This is a genomic window from Methylobacterium sp. D54C (genome assembly GCF_053345595.1).
Window position 1 is genome coordinate 104,875 of the sequence record NZ_JBKFAK010000007.1, and the last position, 24,640, is coordinate 129,514.

Below are 24,640 nucleotides of genomic sequence, written 5' to 3' on the forward strand. Positions count from 1 at the left end.
GGTGATAGAGCGTTAACCCTAATCACCGGTTAAGCCGCCGGTCCGGGCGGCACGCGAGAGGCACATGACCCAGGCCGAGATTCCGGCGACGACCCGCGGGCTCCTGCCCGGCGACACCCAGGCCGTACCGGTGACGCTGGTCCCCACCGGGGGCTGGGCGGCGGTCGAGTCCGGCCTGGAGCCCGCCCAGCGGAGCTTCGCCAGGGCCATCGGCTTCAAGCCGAAGGCGGGCAGCCTCGCGCTCCTGCCCGGCCCGGACGGCGGCCTCGCGCGCGTCCTGTTCGGCCTCGGCGATCCGGAGGCCGCGGCCTACGACAGGCTCCTCGCCGGCAAGCTGCCGGGGCTGCTGCCGGAGGGGACCTTCCGCCTGGACAACGCCCCCGAGCCGGCCGAGGCCGCCCTCGCCTGGCTGATGGGGAGCTACCGCTTCGGCCGCTACCGGTCCGGCGGCGGCACGAAGGCCCGGCTCGCGGCGCCCGCCGGCATCGACGCGGCCGAGGTGGAGCGGGTCGCCGCCGCGGTGGCGCTGGGCCGGGATCTCGTCAACACGCCGGCCAACGATCTCGGACCCGCCGAGATCGAGGCGGCCGCCCGGGCGGTGGCCGAGCGCCACGGCGCCTCCGTCGCCGTCACGGAAGGCGCGGCCCTCGCCGAGGGGTACCCGCTGATCCACGCGGTCGGCGCCGCTTCGCCCCGGGCCCCGCGGCTGATCGACCTGACCTGGGGGCCGGCGGACGCGCCGCGCGTGACCCTGGTCGGCAAGGGCGTCGCCTTCGACACCGGCGGCCTCGACCTGAAGCCGTCGGCCGCGATGCTGCTGATGAAGAAGGACATGGGCGGCGCCGCCGCGGCGCTGGCCGCCGCCGACATGGTCATGGGCGCGGGCCTGAACCTGCGCCTGCGCCTGCTGATCCCCGCGGTGGAGAACGCGGTCGCGGGCAACGCCTTCCGCCCCGGCGACGTGCTGCCGAGCCGGGCCGGGCTCAGCGTCGAGATCGGCAATACCGACGCGGAGGGCCGGCTGATCCTCGCCGACGCGCTCGCCCTCGCGGACGCGGATTCCCCCGACCTGATCCTCGACTTCTCGACCCTGACCGGCGCGGCCCGGGTGGCCCTCGGGCCGGACCTGCCGGCCTTCTTCACGGAGGACGACGCGCTGGCCGAGGCAGTGGCGCGGGCCGGCCGGGCGGCGATCGACCCGGTCTGGCGCATGCCGCTGCACGCGCCCTACGCGAGCCTGCTCGATTCCAAGGTGGCCGACCTCAACAACGTGTCGGGCGGCCCGTTCGCGGGGGCGATCACCGCGGCGCTGTTCCTGCGGCGCTTCGCGCCCAGCACGAAGGCGCACGGCCATTTCGACCTCTACGGCTGGAACCCCTCCGCCAAGCCCGGCCGGCCGGAGGGCGGCGAGGTCCAGACGGCGCGGCTGACCTACGCGCTGCTCAAGGCCCGCTACGGCGGCTGATCGCCTCCCGTCATCGCGAGCGCGGCGAAGCGATCCAGTTGGCGCCCCGCTGACAGATGTCGCGCTGCCCTGGGTCGCTTCGCTGCGCTCGCGATGACGGTGTGCTTAGGGGCGCGCTCAGGCGGTGCGCGGCAGCCCGGTCTCGATCAGGCGCGCCCACAGGGAAGCCCCGTACGGCGCGGCCGCGTCGTTGAAATCGTAGTGCGGGTGGTGGAGCGAGGCGCTGTCGCCGTTGCCGATGAACATGTAGGCGCCGGGACGGCGGGCGAGCATGTAGGAGAAGTCCTCGGCGGTCATCATCGGCGCCACCGTCCGGTCGACGTTCTCCTCACCCACCAGCGCCTCGGCGACGCCGGCCATGAAATCGGTCTCGGCGGGATGGTTCTCGGTCACCGGGTAGCTCGCCCCGTACGCGACCCCGCCCCGCGCGCCGAAGCCGCCGGCGATCTCGGCCACCAGGGTCTCGATCCGCGCCTTGATCTCGCCGCGCACGGCCTGGGACAGCGTGCGCATGGTGCCGCGCATGGTGACGGTCTGCGGCAGGACGTTGAAGGCCTCGCCGGCCTCCAGCGCGCAGACCGAGACCACGGCCGACTGCACCGGGTCGAGGTTGCGCGACACGATGCTCTGCAGGGCGATGATCACGTGGCTCGACACGAGCACGCTGTCGACGGCGTTCTGCGGCAGGGCCGCATGGCCGCCCCGCCCCTCGATCGTGATCGTGAAGCGGTCGGTCGAGGCCATGATCGGCCCCGGCCGGATCGCGAAGGTGCCGACGGCCATACCGGGGATGTTGTGCATCCCGTAGACCGACTCGACCCCGAACCGCTCCATCATTCCGTCGTCGACCATCGCCTCGCCGCCGCCGCCACCCTCCTCGGCGGGCTGGAAGATCAGCACGGCCGCCCCGTCGAAATCCCGGGTCTCGGCGAGGTACTTGGCGGCGCCGAGGAGCATGGTCGTGTGACCGTCGTGGCCGCAGGCGTGCATCTTGCCCGGCACGGTGGAGCGGTAGGGCAGGTCGCGCACCTCCTGGATCGGCAGGGCGTCCATGTCGGCGCGCAGGCCGATGGCGCGGTTGGAGCTGCGTCCCCGGCCGCGGATGACGCCCACCACCCCGGTCCGACCGATGCCGGTGACGACCTCGTCACAGCCGAAGGACCGCAGCGTCTCGGCGACGAAGCCGGCGGTGCGGTCGACGTCGTAGAGCAGCTCGGGATGGGCGTGCAGGTCGTGCCGCCACGCCGTCATCGTGTCGGCGAAGGCGCGGATCCGTTCGAGGACGGGCATCGGGGCGGGGCTCTCGTGGCCTTGGCTGGTGGGCCGGACCAGCAAAGCCGGGGCCAGAGCCGCCGTCAACGGCCAAGCTCGGTATCCGCGGCGCCCCGCTCACGCCGCACCCCGCCCCGTGATCCCGCGCCCGCGCCGCCGCGGCGCGGGTGTATGGTCGCCCGCGGCGAGGTCGTCCAGGATCGGGCAGTCCGGCCGCGCGTCGCCGCAGCAGGCCTCCGCCAAGTGCTCCAGCGTCCGGGCCATGCCCTCCATCTCGGCGATGCGGCGGCGCAGATCGGCGATCTGCTCCTGCGCGATCGCCTTCACCCCGGCGCTCGGCCGGGCGCGGTCGCGCCAGAGCGCCAGGAGATCCGCGATCGCGTCCACGCTGAAGCCGAGGTCGCGGGCGCGGCGGATGAAGCGCAGCGTGTGCAGGTCCGCCTCGCCGTAGTGGCGGTAGCCGGATTCGGACCGGGCGGCCGGCGGCAGCAGGCCGGTCGCCTCGTACCAGCGGATCATCTTGGCCGAGACGCCGGTCCGGCGCGCCGCCTCGCCGATCGTGAGGGTCGCCGCGCTCATGCCGGCCTCGCGGCCAGCGCCGGCCCCTCGGCCGCCGCGGGACGCCCGCCGGCCCGGCGCAGCCGCAGGGCGTTGCCCAGGACGAACACGCTCGAGAACGCCATGGCGCCCGCGGCTAGGATCGGCGACAGGGCCGGGCCGCCGAACGGCACCAGCACGCCGGCCGCCACCGGGATCAGCGCGGCGTTGTAGGCGAAGGCCCAGAACAGGTTCTGGCGGATATTGGCCATCACCGCCCGCGACAGCGCCAGGGCCTCGACCAGGGCCTCCAGATCGCCCGACATCAGCACCACGTCGGCGCTCTCGACGGCGATGTCGGTCCCGGTGCCGATCGCCAGTCCGACATCGGCCTCGGCCAGCGCCGGCGCGTCGTTGATGCCGTCGCCCACGAAGGCCACCGGCCCGTGCGCGGCCCGGAACCGCTGGACCGCCTCGACCTTCCCGCCGGGCAGCACCCCGGCGGCCACGGCGTCGATGCCGAGGCTCCGCGCCACGCCGGCGGCGGTGACGGGATCGTCGCCCGTGACCATCGCCACCGCGAGGCCGCGCGCCTTCAGGGCCGCGACCGCCGCGCGGGCGCCCGGCTTCACGGGATCGGCCACCGCCAGGATCGCGGCGTGGCGCCCGTCGAGGACGAGGTGGATCGGGCTCCGCCCCGCGCCCGCCAGCGCCTCGGCCCGGGCAGCGAGATCCGGGTCGAGGGCGACGCCGAGACGCTCCAGGTAGCGCGGCGCGCCGAGGGCCACGGCCCGGCCCGCGACACGTCCGGCGATCCCGAAGCCCGCCACCGCCTCGAAGCTGCCCGGTTCCGGCAGGTCGAGGCCGCGCTCGCGGGCCGCCGCCACGACGGCGCCGGCCAGCGGGTGCTCGGAGCGGGTCTCCAGCGCGGCGGCGAGGGCCAGCACCGCGTCCTCCGCGACACCGGCGGCCGGGACGATCTCGGTGAGCCGGGGGCGGCCCTCGGTCAGGGTGCCGGTCTTGTCGAGGGCCACCACCCGCACGTCGCGCAGGCCCTGCAGCGCCGCGCCGTCGCGGAACAGCACGCCGCGCGCCGCCGCGCGCCCGGTGCCGACCATGATGGCGGTCGGCGTCGCCAGCCCCATGGCGCAGGGGCAGGCGATGATCAGCACCGCGACGGCGTTGACCAGGGCCGGACCCAGCGCCGGGGCCGGCGCCAGCGCCAGCCAGGCCAGGAAGGTCACCACGGCGATGCCGATCACCGCCGGGACGAACCGACCGGTGACGCGGTCGACCAGCGCCTGGATCGGCAGCTTGCCGCCCTGGGCGCGCTCCACCATGGCGGCGATCTGCGCCACCACGGTGGCGCCCCCCACGGCCTCGACCCGCAGGTCGAGGCTGCCGCGGCCGTTGAGCGTCCCGCCGACCACGGGATCGCCCGGCCCCTTGCGCACCGGGGCCGGCTCGCCCGTCACCATGCTCTCGTCGACGTGGCTGCTACCGGCCACCACGGCGCCGTCCGCCGCCACCCGCTCGCCCGGACGCACCCGGACGACGTCGCCGAGGCGCAGGGCGTCGAGGGGAACCTCGGTCTCCGCGCCGTCGCGGATGACCCGGGCGGTCTTCGGCGTCAGGTCCATCAGCCGCGCGATCGCCTGGCCGGTGCGCCCCTTGGCGCGGGCCTCCAGCGTCCGGCCGAGCAGGATCAGCGTGACGATCAGGACGCTCGCCTCGAAATAGAGGTGCGCCGCCCCGGCCGGCAGGAGGTGCGGAGCCAGGGTCGAGACCAGGGAGTACAGGTAGGCGGCGCCGGCCCCGAGGGCGACCAGGGCGTTCATGTCGGGATGGCCGCGCAGCAGGCCCGGGACGCCGCGCAGGAAGAAGCGCCGCCCTGGGCCGGCGAGGACCAGGGTGGCCAGCGCGGCCTGGACCAGGGCCGTCACGGGGCCGCCGTGCAGCGCGGGCAGAAGGTGGCCACCCATGTCGAGGACCACGACGGGCGCCGAGAGCAGGGCGGCGACGATCAGGTCGCGCCGCAGGGCGCGCCCCTCCTCGGCCTGACGGGCGGAGGGGTCCACCGGGTGGCCGGCCTCGACCGGCCGGGCCTCGTAACCGGCCGTTTCCACGGCCGCCACCAGCGCGTCCATCGGCACCACCCCCTCGGGATGGCGGATCGCGGCCCGGCCGGCGGCGAGGTTGACGCTGGCGCCGGTCACCCCCGGCACGGCGGCGAGCGCCCGCTCGACGCGGCCGACGCAACTCGCGCAGGACATCCCGTCCACGGCCAGCAGGCTCTGCGTCTCTGGGACGGGGTAGCCGGCATCCGCGAGCGCCGTCGCGACGTCGCCCGGGCTCGTCGCCCCGTCGAGGACGAGGCTGGCGCGGTGGGTGGCGAGGTTCACCGCCACGTCACGGGCGCCTGGCAGCGCCGCGAGGGCGCGCTCGACGCGGCCGACGCAGGAGGCGCAGGACATGCCCTCGACGGGGAGGGTCAGGGCGACGGATCTCGACATGGCGGTTGTCCGGTTGGAAGCATCCATGCCCGGTCAGATGGAGCTTCCCATGATGGGAAGGTCAAGGGTTCGCGGGCGAGGCTCCGGATCCGGCCGGTCGATGCGGGCCGCGGCCGTTGTCGAATCGCGCCCGCCCGGCCAAGGTCACCGCCCACCGGAGCGATGGGGACACGGATGAGCGAGCCGCTGACGATCTACGGCGACCCGGGTTCCGGCAACTGCCTCAAGGTCAAATGGGTCGCGGCGCATCTCGGCATCCCGGCGGTCTGGCGCGACGTCGACGTCCCGGGCGGCGGGACGCGCCGGCCCGAGTTCCTCGCCCTGAACCCCGCCGGCCGCGTGCCGATCGTCGTCCTGCCCGACGGCACCGTGCTGTCGGAATCGAACGCGATCATCGTCTACCTCGCGGATGGCTCCGCGCTGGTCCCCGCGGAGCCCCTGCCCCACGCCCGGATGCTGCAGTGGATGTTCTGGGAGCAGTACAGCCACGAGCCCTACATCGCGGTCCGCCGCTACCAGCTCCACTACCTCAAGCGGGCGCCCGAGGATCTCGACCCGAAGCTCGCGGAGCGCGGCGCCGACGCCCTGCGGCTGATGGAGGACACCCTCGGGCGCTCGGCCTTCATGGCGGGCGAGATCCTGACCCTCGCCGACGTGGCGCTCGTCGCCTACACGCGCATGGCCCACGAGGGGGGCTTCGACCTCACGGACTACCCGGCGATCCGCGCCTGGGTCGGGCGCGTCGAGGCCGGGCTCGGGATCGGCCCCTATACCGGGCCGGCCTGATCGGCCGCGAACTGCGGCGGCGCGGCGCCGTACTCGGGCAGGCTGACCCGCACGGTCGTCCCCTCGCCGGCCGCGCTCTCGATGGCGAGGCGGCCGCGGTGGCGGTTGAGGCTGTGCTTGACGATGGCGAGCCCCAGCCCGGTGCCGCCGCGGGCGCGACTCGAGGCGACGTCGACCCGGTAGAAGCGCTCCGTCAGCCGCGGGATGTGCTCGGGCGGGATGCCCGGCCCGTCATCGGCCACCGACAGGACGACGCGGGGCCCGAGGCGCGGGTCGTCCTCGCGGGCGAGCCCGACGCTGATCCGGCCGCCGCCGTACTTCACGGCGTTCTCGATCAGGTTCTCGATCACCCGCGCCAGCTCGTCGGCGTCGCCGGGGACCGCGTAGGGGCCCGCACCCTCCTCCAGCCGGATCGTGGCGCCCCGCGCCTCGGCGGGCGGGCCCTGGGCGTCGACCATCTGGCGGGCGAGCGCCCCAAGATCGACCACCGCGGTGGGGGCGACGTGCTCGCGCAGCTCGATCCGCGACAGCGACAGCAGGTCGTCGATCAGCCGCGTCATCCGCAGGGCCTGGACGCGCATGATCTCCAGGAAGCGCTCCCGGGCTTGCGCGTCGTCGCGGGCCGGCCCCTGCAGGGTCTCGATGAAGCCGATCAGGGTAGCGAGCGGCGTGCGCAGCTCGTGGCTGGCGTTGGCGACGAAGTCGACCCGCATCGCCTCCAGGCGCCGGGCCGCGGTGAGGTCGCGCAGGAACAGCAGCGCGCTGACGCCGGACCCGTCGGGCATCGGCAGGGCGCCGATCTGGACATCGAAGGTCCGCTCCAGCGGCACCCGGGTCGACAGCGCGACGCGGCGCGGGAGGCCGGAACTCAGCACCGCCTCGATGCCGTCGAGGACCTCCGGGTCGCGGAGCGCGAAGGACAGCGGCCGGGCCTGGTGGAGGGCCGGCAGGAGCGCCCGGGCGGCGGGATTGGCCTCCAGCACCAGGGTGCGCCGGTCGACCAGGATGACCGGGTCCGGCACGTGGGCGAGCAGCGCCTCGGCGACGGCGTGGCGCGGCGTGGTGGTGGCCGGGCGCGGCACTGGCGCCTCGCGGCCGCGCCCGCCGAGCCAGCCGCCCAGGCAGACCGCCGCGAGGCCGATCAGGATCAGCGGGAGATCGAACCGCCCGGCCAGGGCGGTGGCGAGCCCGAGCAGGCCCGCGGCGATCGCGGCGCCGGTCCAGGCGGGGGAGCTGCGCAGGCGGCCGGACATGGCGGGCGCGGCCGGCCGATCAGCGGGGCTCGGACTCGTCGTGCCACGCCCGGCCGGACGGGCCGGCCGTGCCCTCCGGAGGCCCGGGATCGCGGGCGCCGCCCGCGCGCTTGACGATCTCGTACAGCCCGAGCATCGCCAGGGCGGTCACGAACGGCACGACGTAGTAGCAGGCCCGGAACAGCAGCAGCGAGGTCAGCACCTCGTTGCGCGGCAGACTCGACAGGGCGAGCAGGATCGTCGCCTCGAACACCCCGATCCCGCCCGGCGCGTTCGACGCGATCCCCAGCATGGCGGCGAGCACGTAGATCGCCAGGAAGGTGGTGAAGCCGAGCGTCGTCTCCTGGGGCAGCAGGACGTAGAGCACCGCCGCCGCCGCGCAGACGTCGCCGATCCCGACGATCATCTGGCCGATGGAGACCGAGGCGCCCGGCAGCTCCAGGCGCCACTGCTTGACGGTGATGCTGCGCTTCTTGGCCGAGACCCAGGCGAGGTAGCCGAGCACCAGGGCGAGCGCCGCGAGGCCGACGCCCTGGTTGATCCGGATCGACGTGAAGGCGAGGCCGGCGAGCTGGCCGGCCTCGATGATCAGGCTCAGGCCCAGCACCACGCCCATGCCGAGCCAGAAGGTGAACCCGGCGATGACGGTGAGCGCGGCGATCTTGGCCGTCGAGAGCCCCTGCCGGGCGTAGATCCAGTAGCGGATCGTCCCGGCGGTGAGCAGCGGGAAGCCGAGGGTGAAACTCACCGCGTAGCTCGTGAAGGAGGCGAGCGCGGTGATCCGGTACGGCACCTTGATCTTGAGCTGGCGCAGGGCCAGCGCGTCGTAGCCGGTCAGGAACAGGTAGCTGATGCCGACGAACAGGAAGGCGAGCCCGAGCTGCTCGGCGGTCGCCGCCGCGATGGCGCTGCGCACCTCCGCCCAGCTGACGCTCTGCACGAGCTTCCACAGGACGCCGAGGGAGACGGCGAACAGCACGATGCTGGCCGCCGTGCCGATCCAGGCATAGCGGCTGCGCCGGCTCTTCCGCTTCGAGCCCGCCTCGGCATCGTGCTGGACCGGCTCGACCGGCTCGGCCGGGCTCCGGTGCTGTCCCTGAAAATTCATGCCGATCGGCGTCCGCCCTTCCGGCTGCGCGGCCCGGCCCGAAGGCCGTCAGCCCGTGCCGGAATCTCCCGGACCGCGGCCCGTTGCCCCGCATGTAGGCCGAACCGGGGCGCAAGGCCAGGGAAGGCAGGCCCGTGACGGGCGATCTATCCTCAGCCGGAGGTCCGATCGAGGATCGCGGCCGCTTCCGCGAGGCCGCGCCGGATCCGCTCCGGCACCTCCGGCGCGGTGCAGACATAGGTCGGGCTCGGGTGCGGCACCCGGATCACCGGAAGGTCGGGGCGGAGCGCCGCGAGGGCGGGCGCGGCCTCGCCGGCGAAGCGGCCGGCCAGCACCGCCACGGCGAGGCGCGGCAGCAGGTCGAGGAGCGGGGCCAGATAGGGCGCGGCCGCCGCCACCTCCGCCCGGCGGGGCGCCCGGTTGCGGGCGCCCTCGGCGTGGATGAGCCAGGGGACCGCGTTCCAGATCAGCGTGTCGGCCCGGCTGAGCCCGGCCTCGGCGAGGAAGCGGAACAGGTTCGCGGCCGTGCCGTTCGCGCTGTCGCGGGTGACGAAGCCGGTGCGCAGGACCGCCGGGCCGGGGGTCTCGAGGAGGAGGAGCATCCGCGCGCCGACGCCGCCGTCCAGGGGGTCGGGCGCCGGGACCGGGGCGCCGCGCTCGGCCGCGACGCGCGCCGCCAGCGCCCGGATCGGTGCGATGTGGGGGCTGTCGATCAGGGCGCGGCGGGCCGCGAGGGCTTCCGGATCGGCCAGCGCCTTCGGCGCCCGCGGCTCAGCCGGCATCGAGGCCGGGGATCGTGAGGCCGAGGCGGCCCGACAGGCGGAAGCGCTCGGTGCCCTCCTCCCGGGCGAGGCGCGCGTCGAGGCCGGCCACGCCGCCGAACTGGAAGCCGATCTGGCTGGCATAGGCCGCGCAGGCGGCGCGCTTCCGGGTCTGGGCCTCCGGGGCGAGGCGCATCGCCGGCTCGGCGAGGTCGGCGAACAGGTCGGCGAGGGGCGCCTTCGGGGCGGCCTCCCGCACCGTGTAGGGAAAGTCGCGCCACCAAAGGATCGGCTGCGCCGGCGCGAGGCCGCGCAGCGCCCGCACGGTCTGGACGTGATCGACGTGCCCGCCGATCGCCTGCGGAGCCAGGAGGAGATCGGGACTCCCCGCGGCGATCAGCCCCGCGATGGCCGGTGCCAGCTCGGCCGCGACGCCGTCGTCGGCGCGCGTGTCGGCGAAGAGCTCCGGCGCCGAGCCGTAGCCCCGGTGCGGCGCCTCCCTGAACGGCAGGTGGACGGGCGGCGCGATGCCGAGCGCCGCGGCAGCCCGGACATCCTCGTCCCGGCGCAGGGCCATGTAGTCGACCTCCGGTCCCAGACCCTTGTCGAGCTGGCAGGCGAGCGCGAAGCCCCTCGGCTCGGCGACGCTGCCGGTGAACAGGGTCGCCATCACCACGCGCCAGCCAGCTTGCGCGAGGCTTGCCAGGAGGCCGCCGCACGAGAAGGCCGCGTCGTCGAGATGGGGGGAGAGGGCGAGCGCGGTGGGCATGGTCCGGGGTGCGACGGTCTCGATGGGTTCCAACCCGCGCGCTCAGAGCAGGTGCGGCTCGGCGCGGAAGCGACACGTCGGATCGTGGGGCAGATCCGGCGAGAAGCCGGTGGCCGGCCGCTCGCCGCGCACGCGGGCGTAGACGTCCATGATCTGCCGCCCGACCGCGTGCCACGAGTAGACGCGGCGGCACTCCTCCAAGCCGGCCGTCGCGATGCGGCGGCGCAGATCCGCGTCCGCGATGACCCGGGTGAGCGCGGCGGCCAGCGCCGGGACGTCGCCCGGGTTCACCAGCAGCCCGTTCTCCCCGTCGCGCAGGCAGTCCGAGACGCCGACCGCGTGGCACGAGACGGTGGCGAGCCCTGCTGCGAGCGCCTCCAGGATCGTGTTGGAGAAGCCCTCCGCGTAGGTCGGCGAGACGAACACGTCGGCGCGGCGGTAGAGGTCGGGCACGGTGGCGTACTCGGCGTAGCCCGTGAAGGCGATCTCCCGCTCCGAGAAGGCGCGCTCGGCGGCGAGCGCCTTGGCCGGGTCCACGTCGGGCCCGATCCCCGAGATGGTGGCGGCGAACGGCGTGCCCTGCGCGCGCAGGATCGCCAGGGCCTCGATGAAGTCGAGCACGCCTTTCCGGCGGTCGACCCGGCCGTGGTAGAACAGCCGCACCGGGCCCGGATGGGGCGCGGGCAGCCCGTCGGGCGTGCCCTGCGCGAACCGGTCGGTGTCGACCGCGCCGGGCACGATGGTGAAGCGGGCGGGGTCCGACCCGAGCCGCTCGCAGACCTCGTCCACGAAGGAGGCGCCGCCGATCAGCAGCGCGTTGGCGTGGGCCAGCACCTCGCACATGGCGACCCGGTGGGTCTCGCAGCAAGAGCCGACCCAGTGGCCGTCGCCGCCCTGGATCGAGACGACGCTCGGCACGCCGAGTTCGCGCGCGGCGAGCAGCACCGCCCAGCCGGTCGGGTAACCGTATTGCGCGTGCAGGATGTCGAAGGGTTGTCGGGCGTGCTCGCGGCAGATCGCGTCCACCATGGCGGCGATGTCGCGCTCGAAGTCGCCCGACGCCTGCTCGCCGAGCTGCTCCAGGCCGATCACCCGCACGCCCGGCACCGGCGGCGGCGGCCCGCCCCCGTAGACCCGGGTGCCGAAGGCGTCGCCCCGGTACTGCGAGATCATCGTGACGTCGTGGCCGGCGCCGACCAGCTCGCGCAGCAGGTTCTGCGCGTAGACGCTCATGCCCGATATCGCCGGGAAGTAGCGGCGGCTGAGGAAGAGGATTCTCATCGCGCCGCACCTTCGCATCGACTGGGCGAGGCGCCGAGGCGCCCCTTCTCCCGTGCCCGATCCTCGCCTCGCCGCGGTTCGGCTCTCACTGCCATTGCCGCCGCGTCTCCTGCTCGCCGGCCAGGACCGGGCCGGGGCGCCGGCAGCCGCGGAGGTACTCCAGCGCCTGCGGGATCATCACGTCGGCCCGGTGGCTCTCGCGGGACAGCTCGACGCAGATCAGCTTGCCGAAGCCGACCGCCTCCAGGGCCTCCAGGACACCCGGCACGTCCATGTCGCCCTCGCCGAACGGCAGGTGGATGTGGCTGCCGCGCTTCATGTCCTCGATCGCCACGGTGCCGATCCGGTCGGCGAATTCCCGCACGGCGGCCGCCGGCTCGCGCTCGCCCGTGACGAGGCAGTGGCCGGTGTCGAGGGCGAGCTTCAAGCCCGGCACGGAGAGGGAAGCGTAGTCGTCGAGCGTCTCGATCAGCATGCCGGGCTCGGGCTCCAGGCAGGGCACGACACCGGCCTCGGCGGCGAACGAGGCGACCTCGTGCAGCCCCTCCTCCAGCCAGCGCCGGGCCTCGCCGGGATCCACGCCCGGCTTCGGCACGCCGGCCCAGAACGAGACCGCCTCGGCGGAGAGCATGGCGCCGATCTCGATCGCCCGCTTGAGGAAGCCGACCCGCCGGGCGCGGCCCGCGGCGTCGGCGGTCACCAGCGTCGGCTCGTGCTTGGCGGACGGATCGAGGAGGAAGCGGGCGCCCGTCTCGATGACGCAGGTCAGCTCCAGCTTCTCCAGCAGGCTCGCCACCCGGCCGGCTTCCGCCGCCCAGGTGTCGGCGAAGGGGTCGAGGTGGTGGATGTCGAGGGTGAGCGCCACGCCGTCGTAGCCCGCCGCCTTGATCAGGTGGAGCGCGTCGTCGAGGCGGTGGTTGGCCGCGCCGTTGGTGTTGTAGGCGAACCGGAGCGTCACGCCGCCCTCCCCTTCCGCTGGGCGAGGCGGAACGGCGCGTGGTGCGATTCCGGCTCGCGGTAGAGCGGATAGTGCCGCCCGACGATCCGCTCGGCCAGGGCCACGTCGAACAGCGGCTGGCCGCCGAACCGCTCCAGGGCTTCAGGGGTCAGACGCACCGGCCGCAAAGTCTCGCTCTCGGTGCCGAACTGGATGAGCGGATGGTCGCGGTCGATGAGCTTCTTGGTGTTGCGCTCGCCGATCCGGTAGTAGCTCATGGTCTCGACCTCGAGCCCCGGCACGATCGCCTTCACGACGCCGACCCCGCCGCCCGGCGGTGTGCAGTCGACGTAGAGCACGTCGAACCCGGCTTCGAGCAGCCGGTCGCAGGCGATCTTCCCCCGCGCATGGCCGTCGGCGGCCCGAGTGGAGGGCAAGTCCGTAAATCGCTTCGTGCTGCGCTCGGAATAGACCGTGTCGGCGAGCACGCCGCGCAGGTCGGCCGCCGGCATCTCGATCCATTCGAGCATGGCCTGGAGAGCGCGGCTCTCCTCGAGGTCCAGGCTGGGCAGCGCCTTCTGGATGAACGCGTCGACGTAGCCGGGCGGCGTCACCGTGGCGGCCATGTCGAGCGGGCCGTGCCCGAAGGTCTTGCGCACCCGGGCCGCCTGGAATTCCAGCAGCGCCTTGCGCAGGGCCCGCTCCCGGTCCGGATCGCAGGCCTCGCCGCAGGCCGAGAGGGCGATCGGCGCCGGGGTGCGCGCCGGGTCCTCGTCGTAGCCGACGACGTAGAGGTTGGTCAGCCCGAACTGGTCGGTGGCGAATTTCGGCAGCGCCCGGATGCCCAGGTCCTTCAGTCGGGCCAGCATGGCGGCGTTCTCCGGGCCGATGCCGTCGAGGTCGAGCATCACGCCCTGGTCGAGGGCCCGGAACAGTAGGCCGTTGCCGTCCCGCTGGAGCAGCTCCAGCACGCCGTGGCCCAGCGCGAAAGGCACGTCGGGCCCGGCGCCGAGGCCGTTGGTGATCAGGTTGGTGAAAGGCTTGTAGCCCTCCGACAGCTCGAAATAGTCGGTGGCGGCGACGTCGAGCGGCATCAGGACGATCTCGCCGGTGGCGTGGCGGATCGCGGGCGTCCACTCGAGCACCGTGTCGCGGCCGACCGGGGACCCGGCGGGCAGGCACAGGGTCAGCGGGTCGGCGACCGACTTGGCGCCGTAGACGCGGACGAGATCGGTATAGCTCGCCCGCTCCTTCGCGCGGGGCAGCACCGCGAGGGACGGCATCAGGTTCTCGGCGATCTCCGCCACGGCGCCGATCAGCGCCTCGTCGTCGGTGGCGCCGTAGCCGATCCCAGACGGCATCGCGCCCACGAAGAACGGGTCGTCGAGGAACAGGGCCACGAACCAGACCGGGATGCCGGTGCGATCGAGTGGCGCCAGCGGGAAGCCGACGACGCGCCCCTCCGGCAGCACGTCGAGATAGGCCCTGACCGGGTCGGGCAGGGTCTCGGGCAGGCCCTCGATCGGCCGCTTGGCGCCGAAACGGTAGGGGCGCGGCGCCTTGATCCGCTCGTGGCGGGCGCGGTCGTCCTGGTCGTGGAAGGCGTCTGCGTTGGTCACGTCGTGTTCCCGTCTTCCTCGAACCGTGCGCCGTGCCCCCTCCCATTCATCCCCTCATCCCGAGGAGCCGAAGCGCAGCGGGGGCCTCGAAGGAGGGCTCCAGCCGGACGCGCGATCCCTGGAGCCCTCCTTCGAGGCCCGCTGACGCGGGCACCTCAGGATGAGGGCGTGGGTGGGAGATGCCGGGGTGTGGTTCCGTGGCTGCGTATCCTGTGTCCGCTACCCCTGCCCGTAGGCGCGGGCGACGAGCCGCATCGTGTGAAGGTCCCGGGACGCCGCGTACGCGGCCCGCTCCTCGGGCCGGCGCAGCGCCGAGCCGAAGGCGCGCACCTGCTCGGTGAAGGGCGAGCTGTCGGCGTCGAAGGCGAGCGGTTCCGCGCGCCCGCTGGCGCCGTCGACGAAGGTCAGCGAGCCGCCGGCCGTCTGGCCCATCGTGTTCTCGGCGACGAGCAGACCCTTCGTGCCGACCACCTCCAGGCGGCGGCGGGGCAGCGCGTCGGGGCAATTGTAGGCGACGTGCAGGCTCGCCAGTGCGCCGCCCGCGGTCCGCCCGATCAGCAGGGCGCCGTCGTCGACCGCGTAATCCTGGGCCTTGGTCTGGGTCAGGGCCGCGATGGTGGTGATCGGCTCGCCGAGCAGGAAGTCCACGAGGTCGAGCCCGTGCGGGGCGAGGTCCATCAGGGCGCCACCGCCGGCCTGGGCGGCGTCGATCCGCCAGTTCGGCTGGCTGGCCTCCGACCAGTCGCGCCCGAGCCAGCAGGCATAGACGATCCGCACCGCCGTCACGGTGCCGAGCCGGCCGGCCTCGATCTGCGTGCGGATCATCCGGTGGGCCGGGTGGTGCCGCTGGTCGAAGGCCGTGCCGTAGAAGATTTTCTGCGACTCGACGGCGTGCGCGATGGCCTCGGCATCCGCCAGCGTCGCCGCCATGGGCTTCTCGCACAGGATCGCCTTGCCGGCGGCGGCCAGCGCCTCGACGGCGCCGCGGTGCAGGTGGTTCGGCGTCGCCACGTAGACCGCCTCGACCGCGGGCTCGGCGATCAGGCCGGCGAGATCGGCGTGGACGCGGGCACCGGCCCGCTCGGCGGCCGCGCGGCTCTCCGGGTTCGGATCGCTGACCGCCACCAGCCGGTGCCCGGCCGCGCGGATGCCGGGCTCCATGTAGTCGCGGGCGACCCAGCCGTAGCCGACGATGCCCCAGCCGACCGCGTCCATCACCACCGCTCCGGCAGGTCGACGAACTCGCGCACGCGCACGCGCTGCGTTTCCGACGCATCGAGGCTTTCGTCGAAGGTCAGCGACTCCGGTCCCGGAGAGTGCAGCGGGTACGTGGCGCGGGGGGCGTACTCCGCCTCGTAGCGCTCCGAGGGCCAGCGGATGACGTAACCGCCGCCCTCGGGCACGTAGAGCGGGTTGAGCCGCAGCACGGTGCCGGGCTTCGGCAGGGTGAGGCCGTCGACCAGGGCGCGCGGCGCCGGGCGCATCCCGGGACCGCACACCACCGAGAACGCCTCGCAGCTTCGCAGGGCGGCGGGGTCCTGCGGGCCCGGCGCCCGCGCCTCGACCAGCGCCCGGGTCAGCTCCGCGTCGTCGTAGACCAGGGCGTCGGGGAAGAACTCGGCGATCTCCTCGGCCGTCACCGCGCGACCGGCCGAGAAGCCCGGGCAGTCGCGGTTGTGGATGTGGCTCAGCGCCAGCCAGCCGTCGTCGCCGGCGTTCTGGCGGAGGTTCTCGAGGAGCGCCGCCTTGTCGTCGAGGAAGTAGAAGGCGTCGTTGCAGACGACGAGGTCGACCGGCGCCCCCGGGATCGGCCAGTGGGGCGAGCCGGCGTCGAAGCAGACGAGCTGCGCCTTCTCGGCCACGACCCAGTGGCGCGCGACCCAGAGCTTGGCGAAGACCACGTCGGCGCCGGCGACCTTGCAGCCGCGCCGCTGCAACTCGCGCAGGTAGTGGCCGATGCCGCAGGCGAACTCGAAGACGCAGACGGGCTCGTTCCAGTGCGCCTCCAGCAGCGACAGGCCGGCCAGGAAGGTCGGGTCGCTCCAGCGGTGCAGGAAGTAGTCGCCGACGCGGCCCCAGCCGAGGAGCTCGACCGCCTCGCGGAGGGTCGCCTCGCGGCGGGTCTTGATCAGGCGGATAATCCCGGCGGGATCGGCCGGCGGCCCGTTCCACCAATCATCCTGATCGACCAGCAGCGCGGCCAGCGCCTCGTCGGGCTCGCCGGCGTCGAGATGGGCGAGCACCCGCTCGACCAGGGCCGCACGGTTGATCCGCAGGTACGGGATGCCATCGATCACGGGCCAGCGCGCGCCGGTCTCCGCGTCGCGCAGGGCGTGCGGGCCGTCGGCCTTCAGCGGGTTGCCGGTGTCCGGCGATCTGAGTTCGAACGGGATCATGGTTCTCGGGGCCGCCCGGGCAGATGGGCGACCGGGTCCGGCGATCAAGGGATGCGCATGTCGGCGAGGACACGATCGTGGAAGCCCTTCACCGGGCCGGCATGGACCAGCTCCCACTCGTCGAGCACCATCCCCATCGTGGTCGAGGCCCCGCGCAGGTGCTGGGCGATCTGGAGGACGCGGTCGATGCAGTCGGCCGCGTGGAAGGCGCGGCCCTCGGCGGTGGAATCGTCGGGCAGCACCGCCCGGGCGCGCTCGACCTGGGCCCGCAGGGGCGCGTCGAGCTCGGCGAGCGCCCACGCGGTGGTGGTGGCCATGATCGGGCCGAGATGGTCGCCGAGCAGCATCTCGCCGGTGAAGCCGGCATCCGGCATGGCGGCGTTGTGGAAGTGGTGGGCCATCGCGGCCAGGAACACGGTGCCGGGATCGGCCCGGTAGAACGGGCTGAGGCAGACGCCGTAGACCGCCACGATCAGGCAGTGCTCGGCGTGGTTCTCCGGCGGCTCCAGCAGGATCCGGGCGCGGCCGGGACAGGTGACGCCCGCCCGCGGCTGCTGCGCCAGGGCGCCGACGAAGCCCGGCAGCGGCCCGGGCCGGCCGGCCGGACGCGGCGCGAGCCGCGCGCGCAGGCGGTCGCGGAGGTCCGGATCGAGCTCTCCGGTGACGGCGTCGAACCCCGCCACCAGCACCGCGGAGGCGGCCTCGTCCGAGAGCCCCGCCGCGGTCAGGAAGGCCGCGTCGAGGTCGCAGAGGCGCGTCGCCGCCAGCGTGACGGCCGCGATGTCGAGGGCGACGTCGTCCGGCGCGGCGCCGCCGGTCAGCAGCCCCCACCCCTGCGCGAACAGCCGCTCGGCGATCGAGCCCGTACGGCCCGCGGAGCGGACGCGCTTGAGGTCGTTCATCTCGACCAGAAGGTCGCGCAGGGCCTCGGGCGCTGCGGCACCGGATTGCGACGGGTGGTTCTCGCGGGGCATCACTTCTCTCGGCCGGATGAGGCTCACGGCCTCACAGGCGGCTGGGACGGACTCGCCCGTCGTCCGGCTGGACGCGGGTCCCCTCTCCCATGCGGGAGAGGGACAGGGTGAGGGATGCGACCTCTCCGGGAGGACCGGGTCCCTCACCCCGACCCTCTCCCATGCGGGAGAGGGGGCCGGTTCCGGCCCGTCATCGACGAAGGGGCCGTACCGAGTTCAGACCATGCCCGTCGATGCGGGAAGCCTCAGTGCACGCCCAGCCAGTCGCGGAGCATCTGCTCCTGCTTGCCGAAGGCGTGCTCCGGACCGTGGCCGTTCTTGACCATCGGCGCCTTGAAGAAGGTCGAGAGCTGCTCCTGCACGCCGCCGTCGCCGCGCTTGCTCGCGAGATCGAGGACGCGGGCGATCTCGATGACGAGCGGCGCGGCCAGGATCGAGTCCTTGCAGAGGAAGTTCACCTTGATCTGCATCCGCTGGCCCATGAAGCCGGTGACGTCGATGTTGTCCCAGGCTTCCTTGTCGTCGCCGCGCGGGCGGTAATAGTGGATGTGCACGAGGTGGTCCTCGACCGGGTAGCCGAGGATCGAGTCGAGCACCGTGCCCTTGGTGTTGAGCTTCGACTGCAGCGAGTTCGGATCGTTCAGGGCGAGGCCGTCGCGGTTGCCCAGGATGTTCGTCGAGAACCAGCCGTCGACGTGGAGGGCGCGCGCCTTGAAGGCGGGGGCCAGCACCGTCTTCATCATGGTCTGGCCGGTCTTGCCGTCCTTGCCGGCCACCGGGACGTTCAGCTCCTTGGCGAGGTCGAGGAGCGCCGGGACGTCGGCGGCGACGCTCGGGGTGAAGTTGGCGTAGGGGATGCCGCTCTTGATCGCCGCGTAGGCGTAGAGCATCGCCGGCGAGATCGCCTCGTCGCTCGAATCCAGGCCCTTCTCGAAGGCGGCGGTCGAGTTCAGGGTCGGGTCGCTGAGGTCAGGCCAGCGCTCCGTGGAGGCGAGGTTCACCACGACCACGTCGTCGAGGTTGCTCTCCTTCTGGAAGCGGCGGAGATCGTTGGCAATCACCGAGACCGCCTCGCGGTGGTCCTTGGCGACGATCCGGTTCTGACCGTCGATGTTCTTGCAGAACTTCGCGCTGCCGACCGCCGGCCAGGGCGTGATGCCCTTCAGGACCTGGGCGCCGTTCTCGATGTCGTCCTTCGAGAGCACGCCGTGCCCGCTCGCCGCGGAGGCGAGGTCGTCGCCGTTCAGGTCCCAGCCCCCGAAGACGAGGTCCTTGTAGTCGGCCATGCCGGCCACGGAGAGACCGGCGAGCGGCAGCCCGTCGAGACGGTTGGAGCCGGATTTGATCATCTCGATGCCGGCGATGGCGGTGGTGGCGACGGCGCCTCCCATGCCAACGAAGGCGACACCGACGCGGCGACCGGACTGCATGCTCATCGGAAACTGATGTCCTTGTGCGGACGCGGGTGGCGTCTTGAAGGGTCCGTCCTGGGACGGAAGTTCACCCCCCCGGGGCCGTACCTAACTGGCTCGGCGGTGCTCCGTTCCAACCCGAATGCGACAACATCGCCCCGTCGTCGTCCCGCGCGCGGCCGGTCGGCCGCCGGTCGGCGGCGTTAACGGGGCCCTAAGCGGGAGGGTTAACCCTTCCTTGACCGTGCCACGCTTGGATCACGGGGCCGTCCCATTCTGGTCACGGCCGGCGTCGATAGGGCCGCCGCTTCCAGAAAAAACCCGGCCGTCAGAGCCGGGCGGACGCAAGGACCGATCTAGAAGAGGACCGATGATGGGGGTTTTCCCGGAGCCGGCGCGTTGCGCCGACGACGTGAACCGACTCGTGCCGCAGACCCTGACCGGCACGGGGCATTTCGAGGATGAAGCCGTGGCGTGGCTGCCGCGGGCCGGGCGCGACGCAGGGCGCCGGTCACTTCGCCGCACCGGCCTCGGCCGGATCTCCGGGACGCTGGCCCTCGGGCTCGTCGCCGGGTTCGGCCTGCCGCAGGCCGCCTTCGCGCCCGCCTACTTCGCGCCGGCCGCCCAGGCCCACGACCGGGTCGACACCAGCCCGCGCGCCGCTCAGGAACTCGCTCAACGCGCGTTCGAGCCCGCGGTTCCCGCCGAGGCGCCCGCGGCATCGGCAGAGGCACCGGCGCCGGCTCCGGCACCGGCGAAGGATGCCTGGAACGGCCTGCCCCTGCCGGAGCAGGAGCCCGCCACCACGGCCCTGATCCAGGACGACCTCGCGGCCCTGCCGCGGGTGACGCAGGAGCAGGACGCGGTCAAGTTCGGCGAGCGCAGCGTGCCGCGCAAGGTGGTCGACACGATCGTCAAGGCCTCCGACGAGGCCGGCGTCGATCCCGTCTACATGATGGCGCTCGCCGACAAGGAATCGAGCTTCGACACCGCGGCGAAGGCCGCGACCTCCTCGGCGCAGGGCCTGTTCCAGTTCGTCGCCCGCACCTGGCTGGAGATGATCCGCGACTACGGCGCGCGCTACGGGCTCGCCGAGGAAGCCGCCGCCGTGAAGGGCCGGGGCGCCGCGATCACCGTGACGGGCAGCATGCGCGCCCGGGTGCTCGGCCTGCGCAACGACCCGCGCGTCGCCGCCCTGATGGCGGCCGAGCTGATCAAGCGCGACCGTGACCGGATCGAGGCCCGGGTCGGGCGGGCGCTCACCACGACCGAGCTGTACCTCGCCCATTTCCTCGGCACCGCGAGCGCCGGGCGCTTCCTGTCGCTCTCTTCCGAGAAGCCCGACGAGGTCGCCGGCCGCGAGTTCCGCACCGCGGCGCGGGCCAATCGCGGCCTGTTCACCGAGAAGACGGGCGGCAAGCGCCGCAGCCTGACCGTGTCCGAGCTGCACGACCGGATCGACGGCATGATCGACCGGCGGCTGACCCGCTATCAGGGCGTGGCGGCGGTCGCCGAGGCGCTCGACAGGGCGCCGGCTCAGAGCGACGTCGCCGCCACCGAGGAGACGGTTCCGGTGGCCGGCAACCGCCGCGTCGAGGTGACGGAGGCGCTGCCGCCGGACGGCGTGTGAGAACCGGATCGCGGCGCCGGCCCGCCTGAGCGGGCCGGCTCGCGGCATCGGGCCGCCGGATCCGCCGGATGGGCGGCTCTCCCGGCCGCGGCCGCCGAGGAAGTCTCCCGCGCCGGCCCGCGGCCGTCCGCGGCGTCCCGAAACGCCGGGGCGGGTCGGGCGCGGCGCAGCGAGGCCGGAAGCGGCTTTCGCCCGACCGTGGAGCGGCCTCAAAGCTCGGCTTTTAAGGCACTGTTAACCATAGCAAGACCAATCCTGTCGGCAGACTACTTCTCTTAGAGATGCTTGGCGCCGATGCCCCGCTACTTCATCGACCTGCACGACGGCTCCCAGCCGATCCACGATGAGGTCGGATTCGACCTGCCGGACCTTCCGGCGGCCCGCGCCAAGGTCACCCGGATCATGTCGGCGATCGCCCGCGACATGCTGCCGGAGGTCGAGCGCCAGGATTACGTGGCCTGCGTCCGCGACGGCGTCGGCAAGGTGGTCTACCGGGCGCGCCTGTCCCTCGCTGCCGAGATGGTGGAGTGAGCCGGCGCGCTCCGGCCGCCTGATGCGTCCCTGCAGACGTCGCTGAGCGACGTCCCTGAGACGGCGCCGAAACCGCCCTGAGGCTCCCCGCCGCGCCGCGGCAGTGCTTGACCGGCCCCCGGTTCCGGCCATCTCGGACCCATGAAACGGCGCAGCCTGCTCACGGTCGCGAGTGCGGCCACGGTCATGACACTCGGCGGCGTCGGCTACGCCGCGCACCGGCGCGGCCGGAACCCGTACTACCGCGGCCCGACCTCCGACCATTTCGACGGGTTGCGGTTCTTCCTGCCCGGTCAGTCCACCGACAAGGCGCTCCCCGACGTGCTGCGCTGGCAGGCCAAGCGGCAGCGCGAGCCCTGGCCCAAGAGCTTCCCCAGCCCCTACCCGGCCGACCGGCCGCCGGAGCGTGTCGAGGGCCTGCGGGTCGTGCTGATCGGCCACGCGAGCTACCTCGTGCAGGTCGCCGGCCGGAACATCCTGATCGACCCGGTCTTCGCCAAGCGCGCGAGCCCGGTCCGCTTCGCCGGGCCGAAGCGCGTCAACCCGCCGGGCATCGCCTTCGCCGACCTGCCGCCGATCGACGCGATCTTGGTCACCCACAACCACTACGACCATCTCGACGGGCCGAGCCTCGCCCGGCTCTGGCAGGCGCACCAGCCGCTGATCGTGGCGCCGCTGGGCAACGACACGATCCTGCGCGGCTACGACAACACGATGCATGTCGAGACCCGCGACTGGGGACAGTCGGTCGATCTCGGCGACGGGCTGCAGGTCCATCTGACGCCCGCGAACCACTGGTCGGCCCGGGGCGTCAACGACCGGCGCATGGCGCTGTGGTGCGCCTTCGTGATCACCTCGCCCCGCGGCGTGCACTACCATGTCGGCGACACCGGTTTCGGCGACGGTGCCCTCTTCTCCGACGTGCGGGCGCGGTTCGGGCCGCCGCGCCTCGCGACGCTGCCGATCGGCGCCTACGAGCCGCGCTGGTTCATGCAGGCGCAGCACGTCGACCCGGCCGAGGCGGTGAAGGTCTTCGGCCTGCTCGGCGCCGAGCAGGCGCTGGGCCATCACTGGGGCACGTTCCAGCTCACGGACGAGGGCGTCGAGCGGCCCGCCGAGGCGCTGGCGGCGGCCCTCGGCGGGGCCGGCATCCCGGCCGAGCGCTTCGTCGCCCTGAGGCCCGGCCAGGTCTGGGAGGCCTGACCCCCGGGCTGTCCGGGGAACGCCGGCGGCCATTGGGCACGATGCGTGCATCATTCTGTATGCAGCATGGGGTGGAGGCCCGGGCCGCGCCGCCGCGCGCCCGAGGGCGGGTGCCGTTCCGTGCGGCGCCCGCGCCTTCAGCCGAGAGACACGATGAACCCGATCAAGCCGACACGCCGATCCCTGATGGCCGGGGGCGTCGCCCTGGCGGCGCTGGGGGCGGCGGGCCGCGCCGGCGCGCAGGGCGCGGCCCCCGGCACCCTGACCTACGGCATCTCCATGACCGACCTGCCGCTCACGACCGGCCAGCCGGACCGGGGCGCGGGCGGCTACCAGTTCACCGGACTGACCCTCTACGATCCCCTGGTCGCCTGGGAACTCGACGTCGCCGACCGGCCGGGCAAGATGGTGCCCGGCCTCGCCACCGCCTGGGAGGCCGACCCGGCCGACCCCAAGGTCTGGACCTTCCACCTGCGGGAGGGCGTGGCCTTCCACGACGGGTCGGCCTTCGATGCCGACGCGGTGATCTGGAACTTCGACAAGGTGCTGAACAAGGAGGCGCCGCATTTCGACCAGCGGCAGGCGTCCCAGGTCCGCCCGCGCCTGCCCGGCGTCGCGAGCTACCGGAAGGTCGACGCCAAGACCGTCCAGGTCGTCACCAAGACGCCCGACAGCCTGTTTCCCTACCAGATGCTCTGGTTCCTGATCTCGTCGCCGGCGCAGTACGAGAAGGTCGGGAAGGACTGGGCGAAGTTCGCCTTCGAGCCCTCGGGGACCGGGCCGTTCCGGATGGGGCAGCTGGTGCCGCGGGTGCGCCTCGAGCTGCTGCCGAACATCGGCTACTGGAACCCGAAGCGGGTCCCGAAGCTCGCGAAGCTGACCCTCGCCTGCGTGCCCGAGGACCTCGCCCGGGTGAACGCGCTCCTGTCCGGCAGCGTCGACCTGATCGAGACGCCCGCGCCCGACGCGGTGCCGCGCCTGAAGGCCGCCGGCATGCGGGTCGTGGGCAACGAGACGCCCCATGTCTGGAACTACCACCTGTCGATGGTGGAGGGCTCGCCCTGGCGCGACCTGCGCCTGCGCAAGGCCGTCAACCTCGCCATCGACCGCGCGGGCGTCGTCGAGCTGATGGGCGGCCTCGCCCAGCCCGCCGTCGGTCAGGTCCAGGAGTCGAGCCCGTGGTTCGGCAAGCCGGGCTTCAAGATCCGGACCGACGTCGAGGCGGCGCGCAAGCTCGTCGAGGAGGCCGGCTACTCGGTGAAGAACCCCGTGAAGGCCACGGTCCTGATCCCGACCGGCGGCACCGGGCAGATGCTGTCGCTCCCGATCAACGAGTTCGTCCAGCAGAGCTGGGCCGAGGTCGGCATCCAGGTGGCGTTCAAGACCGTGGAGCTGGAGGTGGCCTACACGGCGTGGCGCCAGGGCGCCGCGGATCCGAGCCTCAAGGGCGTCAGCGCCGGCAACATCGCCTACGTCACCTCCGACCCGTTCTACGCGATCCTGCGCTTCTACGATTCGCGGCAGATCGCGCCGAACGGCGTGAACTGGAGCCACTACCGCAATCCCGAGGTCGACGCCCTCTGCGACAAGGTGAAGGCGAGCCTCGACGTGGCCGAGCAGAACCGGCTGCTCGCGCGCATCCACGAAATCGTCGTCGACGATGCCGTGCAGGTCTGGGTCGTTCACGACACCAATCCGCACGCTCTGTCGTCGCGGGTGAAGAACTACGTCCAGGCGCAGCACTGGTTTCAGGACCTGGCGACGCTCGCCTGATCAGCCCGGATCTGTGTCGGCTCCGGGAAGAACGGGAGAACATCGGGAACGATCGGCGCGAGGACGGGTTGGACCCCGAACGCACGAAGGAGAGTCCCATGAAGACCCTGCTCGCCGGCGCCGTCCTAGCCGCCTCCCTGACGAGCGTCGTCCCCGCTGCGGCGCAGCGAATCGATATCGGTCCCGACGGGCCGAGCGTCGACCTGCGCTCCCGCGCCCAGCGGGATCGCGACTTCCGCCGCGAAGAGTATCGGCGCGACCGCGTCTATGACGAGGATCGTCTCTACCGGCGCCAGCGGTTCGACGACGACCGCCCGGTGACGCGGCGCGGCTACGGATACTGAATCACCACGCGAATCGCCTGTCGGCGATTGTGCGCTCTCTTCGGGGGTCGGCTCGCGCCGGCCCCTTTTTCTATGC

21 protein-coding genes are annotated in these 24,640 nt (G+C 73.2%); 7 read left to right on the forward strand and 14 right to left on the reverse strand.

What is annotated here, in order from left to right:
• Nucleotides 1–64 precede the first annotated feature (64 nt).
• On the forward strand, nt 65–1,465 hold the full coding sequence (locus ACLBYB_RS16565) for a leucyl aminopeptidase family protein (RefSeq protein ID WP_447699423.1): 1,401 nt from the start codon (nt 65–67) through the stop codon (nt 1,463–1,465).
• Between the two features lie 117 nt (nt 1,466–1,582).
• Here ACLBYB_RS16565 and ACLBYB_RS16570 read toward each other — a convergent pair whose 3' ends face one another.
• The 3 genes from ACLBYB_RS16570 to ACLBYB_RS16580 form a co-directional block, all read right to left on the reverse strand.
• Complete coding sequence (locus tag ACLBYB_RS16570) at nt 1,583–2,755, reverse strand: M20 aminoacylase family protein (RefSeq protein ID WP_020092575.1); 1,173 nt, start codon at nt 2,753–2,755, stop codon at nt 1,583–1,585.
• Nucleotides 2,756–2,854: 99 nt separating this feature from the next.
• Entirely contained in the window at nt 2,855–3,316 is a 462-nt protein-coding gene (gene cueR / locus ACLBYB_RS16575; protein ID WP_091679471.1) for a Cu(I)-responsive transcriptional regulator, read from the reverse strand.
• Nucleotides 3,313–5,787: a heavy metal translocating P-type ATPase gene (locus tag ACLBYB_RS16580; protein ID WP_447699424.1), complete on the reverse strand. Its 2,475-nt coding sequence runs from the start codon at nt 5,785–5,787 to the stop codon at nt 3,313–3,315. The genes cueR and ACLBYB_RS16580 overlap by 4 nt, the downstream gene beginning before the upstream one ends.
• 174 nt (nt 5,788–5,961) lie before the next feature.
• On the opposite strand from ACLBYB_RS16580, the gene ACLBYB_RS16585 reads away from it, so the two are divergent.
• Nucleotides 5,962–6,573, forward strand: coding sequence for a glutathione S-transferase family protein (locus ACLBYB_RS16585; RefSeq protein WP_447699425.1), 612 nt, complete (start codon nt 5,962–5,964; stop codon nt 6,571–6,573).
• Here ACLBYB_RS16585 and ACLBYB_RS16590 read toward each other — a convergent pair.
• The 11 genes from ACLBYB_RS16590 to ACLBYB_RS16640 all read right to left on the reverse strand — a co-directional run bounded on the left by ACLBYB_RS16590 (nt 6,555) and on the right by ACLBYB_RS16640 (nt 19,107).
• The gene (locus tag ACLBYB_RS16590; protein ID WP_447699426.1) at nt 6,555–7,826 is read right to left on the reverse strand and encodes an ATP-binding protein; all 1,272 of its coding nucleotides are present in this window, start codon (nt 7,824–7,826) and stop codon (nt 6,555–6,557) included. The genes ACLBYB_RS16585 and ACLBYB_RS16590 overlap by 19 nt on opposite strands.
• 19 nt (nt 7,827–7,845) lie before the next feature.
• On the reverse strand, nt 7,846–8,934 hold the full coding sequence (locus tag ACLBYB_RS16595; RefSeq protein WP_447699427.1) for a lysylphosphatidylglycerol synthase domain-containing protein: 1,089 nt from the start codon (nt 8,932–8,934) through the stop codon (nt 7,846–7,848).
• A gap of 152 nt (nt 8,935–9,086) precedes the next feature.
• Nucleotides 9,087–9,716, reverse strand: a complete 630-nt coding sequence (locus ACLBYB_RS16600; RefSeq protein WP_020092581.1) for a uracil-DNA glycosylase — start codon at nt 9,714–9,716, stop codon at nt 9,087–9,089.
• A complete protein-coding gene (locus ACLBYB_RS16605; protein ID WP_447699495.1) occupies nt 9,706–10,464 on the reverse strand; it encodes a PIG-L deacetylase family protein in 759 nt (252 codons plus the stop codon). The genes ACLBYB_RS16600 and ACLBYB_RS16605 overlap by 11 nt, the downstream gene beginning before the upstream one ends.
• 42 nt (nt 10,465–10,506) lie before the next feature.
• Nucleotides 10,507–11,745, reverse strand: coding sequence for a glycosyltransferase family 4 protein (locus tag ACLBYB_RS16610; protein WP_091679479.1), 1,239 nt, complete (start codon nt 11,743–11,745; stop codon nt 10,507–10,509).
• A gap of 85 nt (nt 11,746–11,830) precedes the next feature.
• Nucleotides 11,831–12,703 carry a sugar phosphate isomerase/epimerase family protein gene (locus tag ACLBYB_RS16615; protein ID WP_447699428.1) on the reverse strand — a complete coding sequence of 291 codons (873 nt, stop codon included), beginning with the start codon at nt 12,701–12,703 and terminating at the stop codon, nt 11,831–11,833.
• Nucleotides 12,700–14,301, reverse strand: coding sequence for a YcaO-like family protein (locus ACLBYB_RS16620; protein ID WP_447699429.1), 1,602 nt, complete (start codon nt 14,299–14,301; stop codon nt 12,700–12,702). Before ACLBYB_RS16620 ends, ACLBYB_RS16615 begins: the two co-directional genes overlap by 4 nt.
• A 219-nt stretch (nt 14,302–14,520) precedes the next feature.
• Nucleotides 14,521–15,516: a Gfo/Idh/MocA family protein gene (locus tag ACLBYB_RS16625; protein WP_447699430.1), complete on the reverse strand. Its 996-nt coding sequence runs from the start codon at nt 15,514–15,516 to the stop codon at nt 14,521–14,523.
• A complete protein-coding gene (locus ACLBYB_RS16630) occupies nt 15,516–16,697 on the reverse strand; it encodes a class I SAM-dependent methyltransferase (RefSeq protein WP_447699431.1) in 1,182 nt (393 codons plus the stop codon). The genes ACLBYB_RS16625 and ACLBYB_RS16630 overlap by 1 nt, the downstream gene beginning before the upstream one ends.
• Nucleotides 16,698–16,741: 44 nt before the next feature.
• Nucleotides 16,742–17,671, reverse strand: a complete 930-nt coding sequence (locus ACLBYB_RS16635; protein ID WP_447699432.1) for a hypothetical protein — start codon at nt 17,669–17,671, stop codon at nt 16,742–16,744.
• Nucleotides 17,672–17,916: 245 nt separating this feature from the next.
• Complete coding sequence (locus ACLBYB_RS16640; RefSeq protein WP_056526026.1) at nt 17,917–19,107, reverse strand: inositol-3-phosphate synthase; 1,191 nt, start codon at nt 19,105–19,107, stop codon at nt 17,917–17,919.
• Nucleotides 19,108–19,456: 349 nt separating this feature from the next.
• Between ACLBYB_RS16640 and ACLBYB_RS16645 the strand changes: the two genes are divergently transcribed.
• The 5 genes from ACLBYB_RS16645 (at nt 19,457) to ACLBYB_RS16665 (ending at nt 24,564) form a co-directional block, all read left to right on the forward strand.
• Nucleotides 19,457–20,713, forward strand: a complete 1,257-nt coding sequence (locus ACLBYB_RS16645; protein ID WP_447699496.1) for a transglycosylase SLT domain-containing protein — start codon at nt 19,457–19,459, stop codon at nt 20,711–20,713.
• 294 nt (nt 20,714–21,007) lie between these two features.
• Entirely contained in the window at nt 21,008–21,244 is a 237-nt protein-coding gene (locus tag ACLBYB_RS16650) for a DUF6894 family protein (RefSeq protein ID WP_020092591.1), read from the forward strand.
• Nucleotides 21,245–21,385: 141 nt separating this feature from the next.
• On the forward strand, nt 21,386–22,447 hold the full coding sequence (locus ACLBYB_RS16655; RefSeq protein WP_447699433.1) for an MBL fold metallo-hydrolase: 1,062 nt from the start codon (nt 21,386–21,388) through the stop codon (nt 22,445–22,447).
• A 153-nt stretch (nt 22,448–22,600) separates the two neighbouring features.
• The gene (locus ACLBYB_RS16660; RefSeq protein ID WP_447699434.1) at nt 22,601–24,220 is read left to right on the forward strand and encodes an ABC transporter substrate-binding protein; all 1,620 of its coding nucleotides are present in this window, start codon (nt 22,601–22,603) and stop codon (nt 24,218–24,220) included.
• A gap of 98 nt (nt 24,221–24,318) precedes the next feature.
• On the forward strand, nt 24,319–24,564 hold the full coding sequence (locus ACLBYB_RS16665; RefSeq protein WP_447699435.1) for a hypothetical protein: 246 nt from the start codon (nt 24,319–24,321) through the stop codon (nt 24,562–24,564).
• The last annotated feature ends 76 nt before the right edge of the window (nt 24,565–24,640 follow it).